This window comes from Marseilla massiliensis, from assembly GCF_016899955.1.
GTDB classification, from domain to species: Bacteria; Bacteroidota; Bacteroidia; order Bacteroidales; family Bacteroidaceae; genus Prevotella; species Prevotella intestinigallinarum.
This window is the reverse complement of record NZ_JACJJL010000018.1, coordinates 58,986-75,269: the sequence shown is the minus strand read 5'-3', so window position 1 is coordinate 75,269 and position 16,284 is coordinate 58,986. Positions and strand designations below refer to the sequence as shown.

The 16,284-nt window shown below is 53.8% G+C and carries 11 protein-coding genes; 6 read left to right on the top strand and 5 right to left on the bottom strand.

Annotated features, from left to right (window positions below):
* Positions 1–42 precede the first annotated feature (42 nt).
* Together hisD and hisG are read right to left on the bottom strand one after the other, a co-directional pair.
* Positions 43–1,332: a histidinol dehydrogenase gene (hisD, locus tag H6B30_RS11005; protein ID WP_205110558.1), complete on the bottom strand. Its 1,290-nt coding sequence runs from the start codon at positions 1,330–1,332 to the stop codon at positions 43–45.
* A 7-nt stretch (positions 1,333–1,339) separates the two neighbouring features.
* Complete coding sequence (hisG, locus tag H6B30_RS11000) at positions 1,340–2,191, bottom strand: ATP phosphoribosyltransferase (protein WP_205110557.1); 852 nt, start codon at positions 2,189–2,191, stop codon at positions 1,340–1,342.
* Between the two features lie 185 nt (positions 2,192–2,376).
* Between hisG and H6B30_RS10995 the strand changes: the two genes are divergently transcribed.
* Positions 2,377–3,555, top strand: a complete 1,179-nt coding sequence (locus tag H6B30_RS10995; RefSeq protein WP_205110555.1) for an MltF family protein — start codon at positions 2,377–2,379, stop codon at positions 3,553–3,555.
* 70 nt (positions 3,556–3,625) lie between these two features.
* On the opposite strand, the gene H6B30_RS10990 is transcribed toward H6B30_RS10995, so the two are convergent.
* Complete coding sequence (locus H6B30_RS10990) at positions 3,626–5,284, bottom strand: putative transporter (RefSeq protein ID WP_205110553.1); 1,659 nt, start codon at positions 5,282–5,284, stop codon at positions 3,626–3,628.
* Between the two features lie 656 nt (positions 5,285–5,940).
* Here H6B30_RS10990 and H6B30_RS10985 point away from each other — a divergent pair.
* Both H6B30_RS10985 and H6B30_RS10980 read left to right on the top strand, forming a co-directional pair.
* Positions 5,941–7,002, top strand: coding sequence for a hypothetical protein (locus H6B30_RS10985; protein WP_205110551.1), 1,062 nt, complete (start codon positions 5,941–5,943; stop codon positions 7,000–7,002).
* Entirely contained in the window at positions 6,999–8,648 is a 1,650-nt protein-coding gene (locus tag H6B30_RS10980) for a glycoside hydrolase family 43 protein (protein WP_239483912.1), read from the top strand. Before H6B30_RS10985 ends, H6B30_RS10980 begins: the two co-directional genes overlap by 4 nt.
* Positions 8,649–8,762: 114 nt before the next feature.
* Here H6B30_RS10980 and H6B30_RS10975 read toward each other — a convergent pair whose 3' ends face one another.
* Positions 8,763–11,381 (bottom strand): glycosyl hydrolase, encoded by a 2,619-nt coding sequence (locus H6B30_RS10975; protein WP_239483910.1) that lies wholly within the window; start codon positions 11,379–11,381, stop codon positions 8,763–8,765.
* Positions 11,382–11,441: 60 nt separating this feature from the next.
* Positions 11,442–12,659, bottom strand: a complete 1,218-nt coding sequence (locus H6B30_RS10970; RefSeq protein ID WP_205110549.1) for a rhamnogalacturonan acetylesterase — start codon at positions 12,657–12,659, stop codon at positions 11,442–11,444.
* 850 nt (positions 12,660–13,509) lie between these two features.
* Here H6B30_RS10970 and H6B30_RS10965 point away from each other — a divergent pair.
* From H6B30_RS10965 to H6B30_RS10955, 3 genes are all read left to right on the top strand, one after another.
* Entirely contained in the window at positions 13,510–14,157 is a 648-nt protein-coding gene (locus H6B30_RS10965; protein ID WP_205110547.1) for an HAD family hydrolase, read from the top strand.
* Positions 14,158–14,261: 104 nt separating this feature from the next.
* Positions 14,262–15,083 (top strand): 3-methyl-2-oxobutanoate hydroxymethyltransferase, encoded by an 822-nt coding sequence (panB, locus tag H6B30_RS10960; protein ID WP_205110545.1) that lies wholly within the window; start codon positions 14,262–14,264, stop codon positions 15,081–15,083.
* A gap of 16 nt (positions 15,084–15,099) precedes the next feature.
* A complete protein-coding gene (locus H6B30_RS10955; RefSeq protein WP_205110543.1) occupies positions 15,100–16,275 on the top strand; it encodes an MFS transporter in 1,176 nt (391 codons plus the stop codon).
* The last annotated feature ends 9 nt before the right edge of the window (positions 16,276–16,284 follow it).

Below are 16,284 nucleotides of genomic sequence, written 5' to 3'. Positions count from 1 at the left end.
TATGCACATTCATATAATGGCCACATAAGGCATCTGCCGCGATCAGTTGCCAGAGAGGCTTTTCATTCTCAGCGTCATGGCATTTTTGTGTCCATCAAGCGACTCTGCGGCAGCCATTTCCGCTACGGCCGGCCCAATGTTTGCTATGCCCCGGCTGCTGATGTGCTGGAAAGTTATCTTGCGGAAATAGCTGTCCAGGTTCACCCCGCTGTACGATGTGGCATATCCGTTGGTGGGAAGCGTGTGGTTTGTGCCGCTCGCATAGTCGCCGGCACTCTCGCATGCATACCTGCCAAGGAACACACTGCCGGCGTTTACCACTCTTTCGGCCAGTTCGGCATAGTTGTCCGTTTGAATAATCAAGTGTTCGGGCGCATACAAGTTGGCCATATCCATGGCCTCGTCATCGTCATGCACCAATACCAGCTTGCTGTTATCGAGTGCTTGTGAGGCTATCGACTTGCGCGGGAGCGATTCAAGTTGGGCGGTTACTTCCTGCTGTACGCCGGTCAATGTCTTTTCGCTTGTCGTTATAAGGACAACCTGCGAGTCAGGGCCGTGCTCCGCCTGCGAAAGCAAGTCGGCTGCAATAAACGTGCAATCAGCGTTTTCGTCGGCAATCACGCAAACCTCCGAGGGGCCAGCCGGCATGTCTATTGCCACGCCATGCAGGCTAACCTGCTGCTTGGCTTCCATGACATACTGGTTGCCCGGGCCGAATATCTTGTACACATAAGGTATGCTTTCCGTGCCATAAGCCATTGCGCCAATGGCCTGGACGCCTCCTGCCTTGAATATGTCACTGACTCCGGCAACCTTTGCCGCAAACAGTACGGCAGGGTGAACCTTGCCGTCTTTGCCCGGCGGGGTGCACAGCACAATCCGCTCGCAGCCCGCAATCTTGGCCGGGGTGGACAGCATCAGCACCGTGCTGAACAACGGGGCGGAGCCTCCCGGGATGTAAAGGCCTACGCGTTGTATTGCCACCGGCTTCTGCCAGCACGTGACTCCCGGTTGCGTTTCAATCTTCGAGGGCGAAGTGAGTTGCGATTTGTGAAACACCTTGATGTTGTGGTAAGCAAGGAGTATGGCGTCTTTCAGCTTGTCTGACACGAGCTGTTCTGCCTCGTCCATTTCTTCTTTTGAAACAGACAGCGACTGCAAGCAGACGTGATCGAATTGCTCTTCGTATTTCTTTACGGCTTCGTCGCCATCGCGTTTCACGTCTTCAAGTATGCTTGAGACCGTCGAGCCCAACCTGGCAGCGTCGATGTGCGGGCGCTCCAATATGCTTTTCCACAGGCTCTTTTCCGGGTACCTGACTATTTTCATGCGCTTATTACAATATCATTTTTTCTATCGGAGTCACTAATATGCCCTGCGCCCCAAGTTCCTTCAGCTTTCCTATTATCTCCCAAAAGCATTTCTGGTTGAGCACCGTGTGCACAGAGCACCATTCATCGTCTGCGAGTGGTATCACCGTGGGGCTCTTCAGCCCCGGCAGAACGCTTATTATCTCGTTGAGTTTATCCTTCGGGGCATTCATTCGGATATACTTTTTGTCTTCGGCGCTCCTCACGGCTTCGAACCTGAAAACCATCTGATTGAGCAACGCCTTCTTATCGTCGGTCAGGTTTCGGTTGGCTATCAGCACTGCCTCACTGTGCATCACTACCTCAACCTCGCGCAGGTTGTTGCTCACAAGCGTCGAGCCGCTGCTGACGATGTCGAATATTCCGTCGGCAATGCCAATGCTTGTAGATATCTCGACGCTTCCGGTGATGACGTGTATCTCGGCGTCGATGCCTTGCTCTTTCAAGTATTTTGACAGTATGCCCGGATACGACGTTGCAATCTTTTTGCCATTGAACCATTCTTTCCCCGGATATTCAATGTCCTTAGGTATGGCCAACGACAGGCGGCACTTGCTGAACCCAAGCCGGCATATCACATCGGCTGCTTCCGAGCGCTCTTGAAATTCATTCTCGCCCACAATGCCCAAGTCGGCCACTCCGCTGGCTACGCTTTGCGGAATGTCGTCGTCGCGCAGGTAAAGCACTTCGAGTGGGAAGTTTACCGCTTGGGCAAGCAAAGTGCGTTTGCCCGCGCTTACTTTTATGTCTGCCTCAGACAAGAGGTTAATGGAGTCTTCAAACAACCTTCCTTTGGATTGAACTGCAATACGTAACATAATAATTCCGAGTTATATTAAAACGTGGCAAATTTACTCAAAAATACATGATTGTGCAAGATTTTGTGTAATTTTGCAGTCAAATTGTTAAGGTTTTGAGAGTAAATAGAATATTAGCTGCATATAAACATATAATATGCCACGGTGTTGGCCTGTTTGCCTTGTGCGTCAGCCCTGCCGTTGTTATGGCTTTGTCGGCCTGTTCCAATGGCAACAAGGGCGACGAGCAGGTTGTTGCACCGTGGGGTGTGGTCAACGACACGGTGGCATCCAATGCCACATTCGACCTTGATGAGATTGTCGGCAATGGCGAGATGATAATGGCAACGCTTAGCGGCCCCGAGTCGTATTACGATTACCACGGCAAGCATCTCGGCCTTCACTTCCTGCTTTGCCAGCGGTTTGCCGACAAGATAGGGGTCAGTTTGCGTGTTGAGGTGTGCCGTGACACCATGGAGCTAATGCGCAAGCTGATTGACGGCGACGCCGATGTCGCGGCATACTGGGTGTCGCCTTCCGACACGGCTGCGCTCGCCGACAGCAGTGGTGCCGTTGTGATGTGCGGGCCGCGCAACAATTCCGACGGTGCAAGGTGGGTGGCAAAGGCAAGCAGCGACATGCTGGTCAAAGCCATTGACGAATGGTTCAAGCCCTCGATGCTGGCCGATGTTGAGCGCGAAGAAGACTTTTTGCTTAGCTCCAAAAGTGTCAGCCGCCGTGTATATGCACCGATGCAAGACCGCCAGAAAGGCATAATTTCGCGCTATGACGCATTGTTTGTGAAGCACAGCCAGCGCATAAGGTGGGATTGGAGGCTGCTTGCGGCCCAATGCTACCAGGAGTCTACGTTCGACCCGAACGCAAAGTCGTGGGCTGGGGCATGCGGACTGATGCAGATAATGCCGTCGACGGCGGCGCATCTGGGGTTGGCCCTTTCAGACATATTCACCCCCGAGGCCAACATCGAAGCGGCTACAAGATACTTGGGTGAGCTGGAAAGCAAGTTCAGAGACATTGCCAACCGCAACGAGCGCACCAACTTTGTGCTGGCAAGCTATAACGGCGGCTATCACCATATTAGGGATGCGATGAGCCTTGCGGCCAAAAACGGCTCCGACCCGAAGTCGTGGAGCGAGGTGTCGCGTTATGTGCTGTTGCTCAGCGAGCCCCGCTACTACCGCGACCCGGTGGTAAAGCACGGGTATATGCGTGGCTTCGAGACGGTTGGCTATGTGTCGAAGATACGCCAGCGGTGGCAACAGTATGGTGGGGTGAGGAGCCCCCACGGCAGCGCCTCTGGCCTTACGCCGCGCAAGGCCAGGCACAGCAAGAAAAAGTTTAAGCTGAATCCCGACGGGCAATAGCCGTGCGGGCCGTTGCCTTGCCATGCCTCCGGCTTGCCTGTCACCGCGGAAAGCCGGAGGCATGGCTGTGCTATAGGAATAGCAACAGCACTATCTGGGCCACTATAACCCTCATGAACATGCACAGCGGATATACCGTGGCATAGCTTATCGATGCCGCGTCGCCTTTTATAGTGTCGTTGGCGTAGGTGAGGGCCATCGGATTGGCCATGCTGCCACACAAAATGCCGCATATCGTGCCGTAGTCGTATTTCTTGCTGTGAAGGGCTATGAGGCCTACCACGAGCACCGGCACCACCGTCAGCACAAAGCCCAGGCCCACCCATAGCAGTCCTTCCGGGCGCATGATGGTGTCGAAGAATTGGCCGCCAGACTCAAGTCCAAGGCACGCAAGGTACATAGACAGGCCCAGCTTGCGCAACATCAGGTTGGCGCTTTGCGTGGTGTATGTCACGAGGTGGAAGCGCGGGCCGAATGCTCCGACAAGTATGCCCACCACAATGGGCCCACCAGCAATGCCCATGCTCACAGGTATGCTTATGCCGGGTATGCTCAGGGGGACGGCGCCGAGCAAAAGACCGAGCACAAGGCCGAGATATATGGCGCCCAGGTTGGGCTCGTCGAGGCTGCGGGCAGCGTTGCCCAAGAACGGCTCAACGTTGTCGAGGGCCTTGGCCTCGCCAACAATGGTCAGTCGGTCGCCGTATTGCAGCCTCAGGTTGTTTGTGGCCAGTATGCTCATGTCACCGCGAATCACGCGGCTCACGTTGACTCCATAGGCACTGCGAAGCTGCAGGTGGCCCAGCATCTTGCCGTTGAGTTTGGGCCGGGTTATCACTATCACGCGCGATTCCACCTTAGAGTCGATGGCGTTCCAGTCTATTTCTTTGTTGTTCCAGTCTTCTTCTGCCTTTTTGCCAAAAAGTATTTCCAGGGCGGGCGCCTCTTGCTCGGTTGTCACCACCATCACGCTGTCGTTCAGCTTCAGCTCTGTTGTAGACCGCGGCACGATGACGTCATTGCCGCGCCAGATGCGCGAAACGATGAAGTGGCGGTGGCTCATCTCGTTGATGCGCGCCAGCGTGCGCCCGTCGATGGCCGGGTTGACCACCACAAACCTGGCGATGTATGTGTTGTGCTCGGTAGAGTGGTGCTCTTCCAGGTCGGATGCCCTGACGAAAAACTTGCGCATGATGAGCATTGCCAATATCACCCCGACAACGCCGAGGGGGTAGGTCACGGCGCAACCCAGTGCTGCCCCGTCGGCATTGAGCCCGAACAGCCGCAGCGTCTGTTGTGCGGCACCAAGGGCGGGGGTGTTGGTTGTTGCGCCGCACAGCACGCCCATCATGTCTGACAACTGCACCGGCAGAAACCAGCAGAAGGCAAGGGCCATCATCGTTCCGGCAGCAACGACGGCAAGCCCCCACAGGTTTAGGCTGAAACCTTCGTGGAAAAGCGAATTGAAAAAGCCGGGGCCGACGTGCAGCCCGAGCGCATATACAAACAATACCAGGCCGAATGTTTCGGCATAGCTAAGCATGCTGTGGTCGACAGTGATTCCGTAATGACCGGCAACGATGCCTATGAAGAATACAAATGCAACTCCTAATGAGATGCCTGCCACACGTAACTTGCCGAAAGCCAGTCCGACAGAGCATATTAGTGACAGAATTATTATTGTCTGCAGTGCCGACGGCGTAGCGAAAAGACTTTCAAGCCAATTCATAATTTGGTTGTTGTTTCTTTATTCGGCCGCGAAAGTACAAAATATTATTCATATTTGGCGCATTACGATGCAGAATCTTTGGTATTGCGGGCCACTTTGGGCCTTTATGGACACGCCGCTTGATGATAAGGGCTAATGGCGGTGCTGCAGGGCCCAAGGTTATTTCCATGTTTGACAAAATGTCAACAATAAGGTTGCATGCCTTGTTTCACACTGTGGCACGGGCCGTTTTGCAGGTCGGAAAGGGCTGTTTCACAGCCTCATACGGGCCGTTTCATGATGCAGAACGGCCACCGTGCTGATGCCGCTGTGCCACAGGCAGTTAACGGCATAGCCTCTGGCGTGAAATATTTTTACCCTTTCCTGTTTCATTAATTTTCACTGCCGGATGGCTGATATTGGTTATTTTTAGGTAATTTTGCGCAGAAATGACAATAAGTAGGTGTTCAAAATTAATTGCCATCAAATTGTACGCTATTTCTGAGATGCATGCCACAGTCCGAAGAGAGAGCGTAGCGGGCTACGCGACCGATGAGACTTTGGCATGCGGCCCGAAAGGGCACACAAGATGGTGGCAAAGATATAGAGGACACCTGCAAGGTATATTGTATCGGTTAATTTTGAACAGCTACTTACATAATTATATATAGGCAACAATGACCCTACATGTTTTCAACCCTGAGCACGACCTGGCTATGGGTGCCAACCTGGCAAACTTTACACCGCCGCTGGCTGCAAGGCGCCTGCGCATGGGCCTTGGCTTCATTCCGGCCTTGTGGGCTGCCGACGGCGACGCGGTGCTTGTAGACGACGTTGAGTTGGCCCGCAGCAATTTGAAAGAGGTGCTTACAGTCTTGTCGAGGCCCGCCCCGCGAGTGCACTTCGTCACCACTGCCGACCTGTGCGGCATGTCACCACAGTCCGTAAGCCCATGGGGGTGGGACAGGGCCGTCTGTCACAGGTTGCTACGCCACGGGGTTAGGCCCTCGTCATGCCCTACGGAAGGCTACATCGATGCCGTGCGCTCATTGTCACACAGGCGCACGGCAGCCATGCTCCTGCCCGCATTGCAGCAGGAAGGCACCGTCGGCATGGCCCGCGAGTGCACTTCGGCCGCCCAGATATCAGCCATGGCAGAGGCCCTTGGCCACGTGGTGGTCAAGGCGCCATGGAGCAGCAGCGGCAGGGGAGTGCGCATAATGCACGCCAGCGAGGAAGGGGGCAGCCTGATGGGATGGATAAAAAACATGTTAAATCAGCAGGGGTGTTTGATGGTTGAGCCGTATTATAAAAAGGTAAAAGACTTCGGCATGGAGTTCTTCAGCGACGGACGGGGAGGAATAACCTATCTCGGACTGTCGCTGTTTGAGGCAGAAGGCAGTGCATATACAGGCAACATGCTTGCTGCAGAGAGCGTAAAGAGTGCTGCCATAACGGCCTGCCTGCCCGGTGGCTTGCTCGATAGCGTCAAGGCTCGGATACAGCAGAGCCTTGCAGTGGGCATCGGGTGGACCTACACCGGGCCCTTCGGCATCGACATGATGGTGGTGGAGGGCAATGCCGGCAAGGGCTTCCTTTTGCATCCCTGCGTCGAGATAAACCTGAGGCGCACCATGGGCCATGTGGCGCTATCTCTCACCCCTGCCGACGAAAATGCCGTAATGACGATGAGAATAGCAGCTGGAAATAATTGCAAACTAAAAATACAAGCTTTATGAAATTACCTTTGTTGTTGCTCATGGCAGCACTGCCAATGGCATCCATGGCTCAGTATCGTTCGCAAGTGTGGTGTCCCGACAATGGCGACGGCACTTACACCAACCCTGTCATCAATGCCGACTACAGCGATCCAGACGTTTGTGTGGGGCCGTCTGGCACAGATTTCTACCTTACCGCAAGTTCGTTCAACTGCGTACCCGGCCTGCCCATCCTGCATTCCAACGACCTCGTCAACTGGAAAATAGTAGGCCACGCCATCAAGAAGATGGTGCCCGAGGAGGTGTTTGACAAGGCTGCCCACGGCATTGGGGTGTGGGCTCCGAGCATCAGGTATCACAACGGTGAATACTATATATACTGGGGCGACCCCGACCATGGCGTATTTATGGTCAAGACCAAAGACCCGGCCGGCGAATGGGAGGAGCCTGTGCTGGTGATGAAGAGCAAGGGCATCATCGACACCACGCCATTGTGGGACGACGACGGCCGTTGTTACCTCGTGTTTGGCTGGGCCGGCAGCAGGGCAGGCTTCAAGAGCGTGCTCTCGGTGTGCGAACTGTCGGCCGACGGCACCAAGGCCATCGGCAACCCGGTGATTGTCTTCGATGGAAACAACACCAACCGTACCGTAGAAGGGCCGAAGTTCTACAAGATTGACGGCTGGTATTGGATATTGGCTCCCGCCGGCGGTGTGCCTACGGGATGGCAGCTGGCCATGCGTTCAAAGAGCCCCTTCGGCCCATACGAGAGCAAGATGGTGCTCGCGCAAGGCAAGTCAGAGGTGAACGGCCCTCATCAGGGTGGCCTTGTACGCACGTCGCAAGGCGAAGACTGGTTTCTTCATTTTCAAGACAAGGGCCCCTATGGGCGCGTGGTGCACCTCCAACCGGTCAATTGGGTTAAGGGTTGGCCGGTGATGGGCGTCGACAAGGATGGCGATTTGTGCGGCGACCCGGTCACAAGATACAAAAAGCCAAACGTTGGCAAGACTTACCCGATACAGAACCCGGTGGAGAGCGACGAATTCAACGAGCCCGTGCTTGGCAAGCAATGGCAGTGGCACGCCAATTACAACCCCAAGTTCGGCCAGCCAACCCCTTACGGTTTCTACCGGTTATACACCAACAAGCTCAGCGAAAACTTCGTGAACCTGTGGGAAGCGCCCAACCTTTTGTTGCAAAAGACGCCGGCCGACTCTTTCACGGCTACGGCGAAGATAAAGTTTGCGGCCAAGAAAGAGGGCCAGTATGCCGGCATCATCATGATGGGACTTGACTACAGCGCCCTCGTTGTGAAGAGAGTGGGCGACAAGTTCCAGCTTCTGCAAGTGACATGCCATAAGGCTGACAAGGGCAAACCCGAGGAAGTGAAAGTCATTGCCGAGCTCGACGCTACCGACAAAGACAAAATCGACTACGAACCGGCTATATACGAGGAAATCTATTTGCGCCTGACGGTGAAGGATGGAGCCAAGCTGACATTTGCATACAGCAAGAACGGCAAGAAGTTTGAGACGGCAGGAGACGAGTTCCAGATGCGTGAAGGCAAATGGATCGGAGCTAAATTCGGCTTCGTGGCAGAGGAACCTGCAGGCAAAGCCCCGTCCGGCTTCCTCGACGTCGATTGGATCAGAGTAACAAAGTAAGTGCCACCATGGCATGTCAGGCTTAGTCCTGCCGCATGGTTAAGCCTGTATGAACATAAAAGCCCGCCATGATTGATGGCGGGCTTTTATGTTAGGATGTATCTGTCTGATGCCTTACTTCAACTTATACAGTGTGACCGGCGAATTCAAACCGCTCTTCACAGGCTTCCAGTCGGCGTATGTGCCCTTCTTATAGTTAAGGCCCACCATGTTGATTTCTTTGAACTTACGCCATTTTACACCCCGTCTGTCGAGGTCGGCAATCCTGTTTGCTGGCAGGTTTGTTACTTCTATGCATATCTTGTTGCTGCCCGCCTTCAGCTGGTTCTTGCAGTCCAGCACGAAAGGAACCGACCATGCGCAGCCAATAAGGCTGTCGTTGACATACACTCTGGCGCTCTCACGCACGTCGCCGAGGTCGATTGCCCAATTGCTCTTGGCCTCGTCCTTGGTCAGGTTGACGTAGGTTGTATAAGCACCGGTGCCCATCGTAACCTTCACTGAGTCGTCGTCGAGGGTTTCCCATGTAGTCAGTGTGGGCAGGTCGAATGTCTTTGCCACCTTGGGAGCGCTCTCAACGAAGCTCAAAGTCCACTTCCCGTTGAGCTGCTTGGCCTCGCTGAGCGACGTCTTGCGCTCAACCCTGTTGTCGGTCAGGGCATGGTCGTAGGTCTGCAATATCATCGACTCACCGCTGCGCAGGTTCATCTTCACACCTTCGGCAGTCACGTCAGCCTTGTATATCTCGCCATTCAAGGGGTTGAACCAACGTGCATCCTTCATGCCTACGGCCAGAGGTATGCGCGCATCCACGTCGTTGGGCGACAGGTTTGCTATGAAATAGTGGTGGCCGGAGTCGTTCTTGCGCCTTATCGCGCGCAGCCCGAACTGATACTTCATGGGCTCCGGCTTGGCTGCCGAGGCCATTTGCTGCTTGTCGATGCCGTAGATTATCTTCGCGCCCTGGCTTTTCAGCTCTTCTATGTGCGCCTTGACGTTTTCCGGCATGTTGCCGCTTCCGGGAATAATAAGCGCATGGTAGCGTGTGCCGGCAGCCGTCTCAAGCATGCCATCGTTGAACTTGGTGGTCAGGATGAAGTTTTCGCTGATGTAATCGCAGTCGAATCCCTCCCTGTCAATCTCCAGAATGCTCTTTATGAAGTCCGGTGCTTTCTTGTCCATGCTGTGGATGTCGAACATCATCAGCAGCGATTTGGGGCCAGTTCCGCTGCGTTCGGCCCACATGTCGCGCACAGGCAGCAAAACTAGGAAGTCGTTGTCGGGCTGCCCCATCTGCAGGAAGCTCTGGCATCTCTCAATGTATTTCATCAGATAAGGGGCGTCACGCCAGATGCTGTTGGTCGGGCTCATGTCGATGGAAGCATAGAACTTCCATCCCGGCCATGCGTCGTTGCGTGGCGAATAAGTCGTTCCATGGAAATACATGTTATTGACTCCGCATGTGAACATGAGGTCGATGTCGGGCTTGCACTGCGACAATGATGTGCGGAAGTGCTCTGTCAGCCATGTGAAAGTCTCGCTGCTGGCGAATGTCTTGCCGGTGATGTGAGCCGCGGATGCCGCATATTTCAGCATTGATATGTCGCTGTCGTTCTTGCGCGTAAACCCGCTGTCGGTCCGAAGGCCCTTGATGCCGAATTCAGAGAGGCCAAATCCCTCTATCTCGGGTATGTCCACAGCCGAATAAATGTCTATCAGGTTGGCTGGAGAGCCATGGCCCTGATTGCGGGTCTTGGCCCCGTGCTTGTGGGCCCAGGCCGTCCACTGGTTGACGTAGTTTTCCAAAAGCAGCTCTCCCAGGGTCTCCCTATAGTCTACGAGCACTTTGTTGCCGGCGTCTTCCTTGTAGCCAAGCAGCTCGAGCAGGTGTTCCTCGAGCTTGTATCCCCTGCGTTTCTCAAACTCCTCGAACAGCTTTGGCGTCCAGTTGGCCTGGTAAACCTCATACGAGTCGTTGAAGAACGTGTGCGGATATGGCGTGCCGCTCTTGTCGAAAGCATCTTCAAACCGTTGCAGGTAGTGGGCAACAGCGTCGTGGTCGAAGTGGTCTATCACGTAACCTTCGCCACCGGGTGCAGCCCGTTTCACCTTCTGACGTGTGCGTGAGCAGTAAACCGAGATGATGCGGTACTGCCCCTTCTTTGGAGCCTTCTTCCATGTCACCATGCCTTTGGCATCTGCGAATTCGGTCAGGTTGGCCACTGTGCCGTCTGCAGCGTATGCCATCACCCTGCTGAGCTTGGCATATGGCTTTTCCTTCTCGTCCTTGACACTTATGTCTACGCCCTTTCGCAGTTCCTTGCCCGTGGCATTCACGTCGGTACAAACCAGTTTGGCGGCAGCTTCTTCGATAGGCACGTACGGTCCGCCGAAGGGCCATCCCGTACCGTTATTCATGTCGATGAGGATTCCGTCCTTAGCTCCTTCGGACTCAACAAACTTAAGTGCGTTCATCCAGGGAGTCGACAGAAACTCCAGTTCGTTGTTGTCGTTGCCCTGGACGCCGTAGATAGGCGTTATCTCCAGGGCGCCAATGCCCGCCTTGGAATATTCCCGCATATTCCATTTCAAGTCTTCCTGGTTGACGGCAGAGCCCATCCACCACCATCGCGATCCCGGTTTGGCTTCGGGCTTGGCTACGGGCCACGATTGTGCCCACATGCCGCCGGCCACCATCAGTGCGCCGGCAAAAGCCATGAATCTGTAGTTCATATAATCTGTTGTATAATGTTTTGTTGTAAATCAGTTTACCGCAGTATGTCGGATGCACCGTCAATTGCCGTCGGGCTTGGCCAGCTCGACGTTGCGTGCGGGCGCCCATTTGAATGTTTTCCAGTCGTCCGGCTGACTCGGGTCAAAGTCCTTGAAGTCGGGCCTTATGTCTTTCACGAGCGGAAGGTTTAGTTTCTTCATGCCCATGACCACGATTTTAGCTACCTCATAAGCCCCGTAGGTGTTGAAGTGAGTGTTGTCAGCCAGGGCCTTGTCTTGTCCGGCAAATGTGTTTGCCGGGTAATGAACCAGGGCCCGCTTGCTGTCTTCATATCCCAGGGCCTCAAAGAACGTCGTCGTCTGTTGGTGCAGGTCAATCAGAGGCACATTCTCACGTTCAGCCACAGCCTTCATTGCAGCGGGGAAGTCGCCGTGTGTGTTGATGATTGTTTTCTTGTCGTCGGCAAACCTGCGTCGTTGCGTGGGCGTGCAGAATATTATTGTGGCACCCTTTGAGCGCACGTTGTCTATGAAAATCTTCAGGTTTCGGGTGTAATGGTACCATGCTCCCGTGCCCGGGCCCTTTTCCTTTTCGTCGTTGTGGCCAAATTCGCAGACCACATAGTCGCCCGGTTTCAGTGTAGTCATAATCTTTTCAAGGCGCTTTGAAGAAAGGAACGAACCGGCGGTGAGCCCGCTTTCCGCGTGGTTGGATATGGCGATGCCCGAGTCGAACCACCTTGGTATCATCTGGCCCCAGCTTGCCCACGGCTCGTTGTTTTGGTCTACCACTGTAGAGTTGCCGCAAAGGTACACCGTGGGGCAGCTGTCGTCACGCTCGATGTGTATCGACTTTACGGCCGGGGCGTCGCCGTTGAACTCAAGCGTGAGCTTGTTGTCCCAGTTGAGATATCCCTTTTCGCGCTCTTTAATCCTCACACGCTCTTTCTCATTGATTTGAGGGTTGCGCTTGTTTACCACAAATTCGTAGCTCGTGTACTGCCCTTTCTTGGTGTCAACATTCTCAACCATCAGCCGGCGGCCTTCAGCCCGTACTGTTGTGTTGCCTGCTTTCTTCTTTGAGCCAAGCTCAACCTTGACTTTATAGTTCCCGTCGGGCACTTTTACAGAGAAGTAAAAAGGGTCGTTGCTTTTCTTTTCCGGCTCTCCGAGTATGTCATACCCATAGCCGGCAGCATCCGTGTAGACTGGTTGTTTCTTTGTCATGTCGAAGTCAAACGTCTGTGCCTGCGACATGAAAGGAACAAAGGCCAACATGGCCAAAAACATTTTGTTTACCATCAGTTTGGTTTTTAAGTTATTATTTATTGATTGTTTAATAGCGTTTCTTTAGTTGTATTGGCACGTTAAAGCAATGCAAAGGTAATAAAAAAATAAGTTTCAGCAGGCAGCGTGTCATGCTTTCATGGTTAAAAGTCATTAACTGATGGATAGATATTTCTTATGCAGCCAATTAATCATGTCTTTCCCAACATGCCCGGCAGGTGGTAATAATGATTTACAAACACCCCGTTGCCGCATGAGCAGAGCCGTTTTGCATCGCGATATGGGCCGTTTCGCCGTGTAAAACGTGCCGTATGGCGTTGTAAAACGGCACGTTTTAAAGCGCTTTATGCCCAATGTGGCAACACGCTTTCTGTCAGGCGGTTACGCAATAAGTGGTTGGATTGACATTAAGCTTACATTCGCCCATACGGTACATCCGTTAGCCAAGCCGCTGGCATTGAGCGTTTACCATGCTTCAATGCATAATCCGCCATAATTGCCTCCCCAATTCCCGATGCCAGGTCTCTGTCCGGCCATCCGTGACTTTGAATAAGCCGTAAGCCGACATGCCCGGCATTGTGATGAAACCGACTCGTGCCCAACGCCCTGTTACAGGTAGATGGGGGCGGAAAAGCAAGTCTGCCCGGTAAGCAGCGGTGGCCGTAGGCATTCTGCCCCGTGCCCATCGTGCATCGGCCAATGGCTGTGTTTCAGCATGCAAACACGTTGCCTGCAATCCGTCAATGGGATTGGCAAACGGATGTGGCGTAACCATTATTTCACACACTTATGTTTGGTTGTTGGTTTTTTATGTGTAATTTTGCAGCCAAAAACGCGAGATATGGAAAAGACATTCAAGGCCGCATTGTTTGATTTAGATGGAGTTGTTTTCGATACAGAACCACAGTACACCGAGTTTTGGGGAGCGCAATGCAGGGAATTTCACCCAGAGAAACCACATTTGGAAAGAGACATCAAAGGCCAGACACTGGTACAGATATACGACCGCTATTTTGCCGGCGAGCTTGAGGCCGTAAGGCCAATCATAACGAAGCGGCTGAATGAGTTTGAACAGCAGATGGAGTTTGTCTACGTGGCCGGATTCGAATCGTTTATGGCCGACCTCAAGGCTTCAGGCGTATATACCGCTGTCGTGACAAGTTCGAACAACCGTAAGATGGAGGCCGTCTACGGCAAGCACCCCGAGTTTAAGCAGATGTTCGACGCCATACTTACGGCCGAAGACTTTGAGCGCAGCAAGCCCGACCCTGATTGTTACCTGAAAGCGGCCTTGCGGTTTGGGGCGGCGAGCAGCGAGTGCATCGTATTCGAAGACAGCTTCAACGGACTGAAATCGGGCAGGGCGGCAAAAATGAAAGTCATAGGACTGGCCACCACCAACCCGGCTGAAGCCATTGGGCCTTACTGTGACATGGTGGTAGACGACTATACGGTACTGGACTGTTCGAAGTGTAAGGCTCTGCTGTAAAAAGCGGCTTGCGGAGCCACCGGGGAAAAGTTGTTTTATAAAAGTTTTGCTTTTTTGATGAATTGGTGTAACTTTGCACCCCGAAATTTAAATTGAACGAATTTATGGCTGGATATTTGGTAAGCGACACACGTAAGGTTACTACGCATCGCTTCATGGAGATGAAGCAGAAGGGAGAGAAAATCTCAATGCTCACATCCTACGATTTTACGACGGCAGGCATCGTGGACGCTGCCGGGGTAGACGGAATTCTCATTGGCGACTCGGCGTCGAACGTGATGGCCGGCAACACCACCACAATTCCCATAACCATAGAGCAGATGATATATCATGCCCGTTCGGTGACAAATGCAGTAAAGAGGGCTCTCGTTGTGTGCGACATGCCGTTTGGAAGCTATCAGGCCGATTGCAGCGATGGAGTGAGAAACGCCATAAGGATAATGAAAGAGAGCGGCTGCGACGCCCTGAAGCTTGAGGGAGGCGTTGAGATATTGGACACTGTGAGGCGCATTCTCGACGCCGGCATACCCGTGATGGGCCATCTGGGACTGACGCCACAGAGCATCAACAAGTTTGGAACGTATGCCGTGCGCGCCAAGGAAGAACAGGAAGCCGACAAACTGATGTCCGACGCCAAGGCGCTTGCCGAAGCCGGTTGCTTTGCCATCGTGCTCGAGAAAGTGCCTGCCAAGCTGGCTGCCATGGTTACGGCAGAGGTGCCCGTGCCCACCATTGGCATCGGGGCGGGCGGAGCCACCGACGGACAGATACTTGTTGTGGCCGACATGCTGGGCATGACAAAGGGTTTCAGCCCCCGCTTCTTGCGCAGGTATGCCGACCTCAATTCAATCATGACCGACGCCATAGGCAACTATGTGAGCGACGTAAAGAGTAGCGATTTCCCCAACGAGTCGGAGTCTTACTAAGTCAGGGTTAAACGATATGCACACGCAAAACACTGTGGTTCACATAGATGTATGGCATAAGGACTTCTGGCTGATGGTCATGTCGACGTTTTTGTTGTCGGCATCGGTTTACATCCAGATACCGGCCCTGTCAGAGTGGTTGCCCTCTGTAGGGCTTAGCCATGTCGAGACAGGGGCTGCCTTGGGGGCGCTGGGCATCGGAATGTTTCTTTTCGGGCCTCTATGTTCGTTTTTTGTACAGCGTTTCCGGCGTAACATGGTCTGCGTGTGGGCCGTCGCAGGCATGATGGCAACAGAGCTTGGGCAGATGTATGCCGACCGTTTTGAGGGCTCGCCAGAGTTTGCCTTGCTCGTCATCGCGTTGCGTTTTGTCCAGGGTGCATGTTTCGGGTTGGCTCAGATGGTTCTGTGCAGCACGCTCATCATCGACACCACCGAGTCGTTCCAGCGCACTGAGGCCAACCACATAGCGTCGTGGTTTGCGCGTTTCTCACTGCCATTGGGCCCACTTGCCGGATATTATTCGTATGAGTTGACCGGCTTCGATGGCTCGGTCATAGCTTCGCTGGCCTGCGCATTCTTGGCTATTGTCTTCATAAGTATGGTCAAATTCCCGTTCAAGGCGCCCGGAGAAGACACTCGCCTGTTTCGGCTCGACCGTTTCTTCCTGCCTCAGGGTACGCTGTTGTTTGCCAACCTTGCAGTCGTCACGACCGTTGCGGGGCTGTTGCTGTCGATGCCCCCTCAGCCATTATTTTTTGCAATGCTGTTTGCAGGCTTGTGCCTGGCCGTGATTTCCGGCCGATTTGTGTTCCGCAATGCCGAGTTGAAGAGCGAAGTGATAACCGGGCTCATCATCATGGCAGCGTCGGTGCTGGCCATGCTCACCCGGACGCAGGCCATAGTGTCGTACATGTCACCGCTGCTGCTTGGATGCGGAATAGGCATCATCGGGGCGCGATTCCTGCTTTTCTTCATCAAGCTGAGCCGCCACTGCCAGCGGGGCACTTCGCAGAGCACATTCATACTGGGGTGGGAGTCGGGCATAGCCATAGGCCTGTTTGTAGGCCACGCAGCCTTTGAGGGCTCGGTACACGGGCTGCTGTCGCTGGCATTGTGCATGCTGGCCTTTGCCTTCGTGCTGTATAATTTCATAACCCACAAATGGTTTATGGCCAACAAGAACCGGTGATTGCCCGGT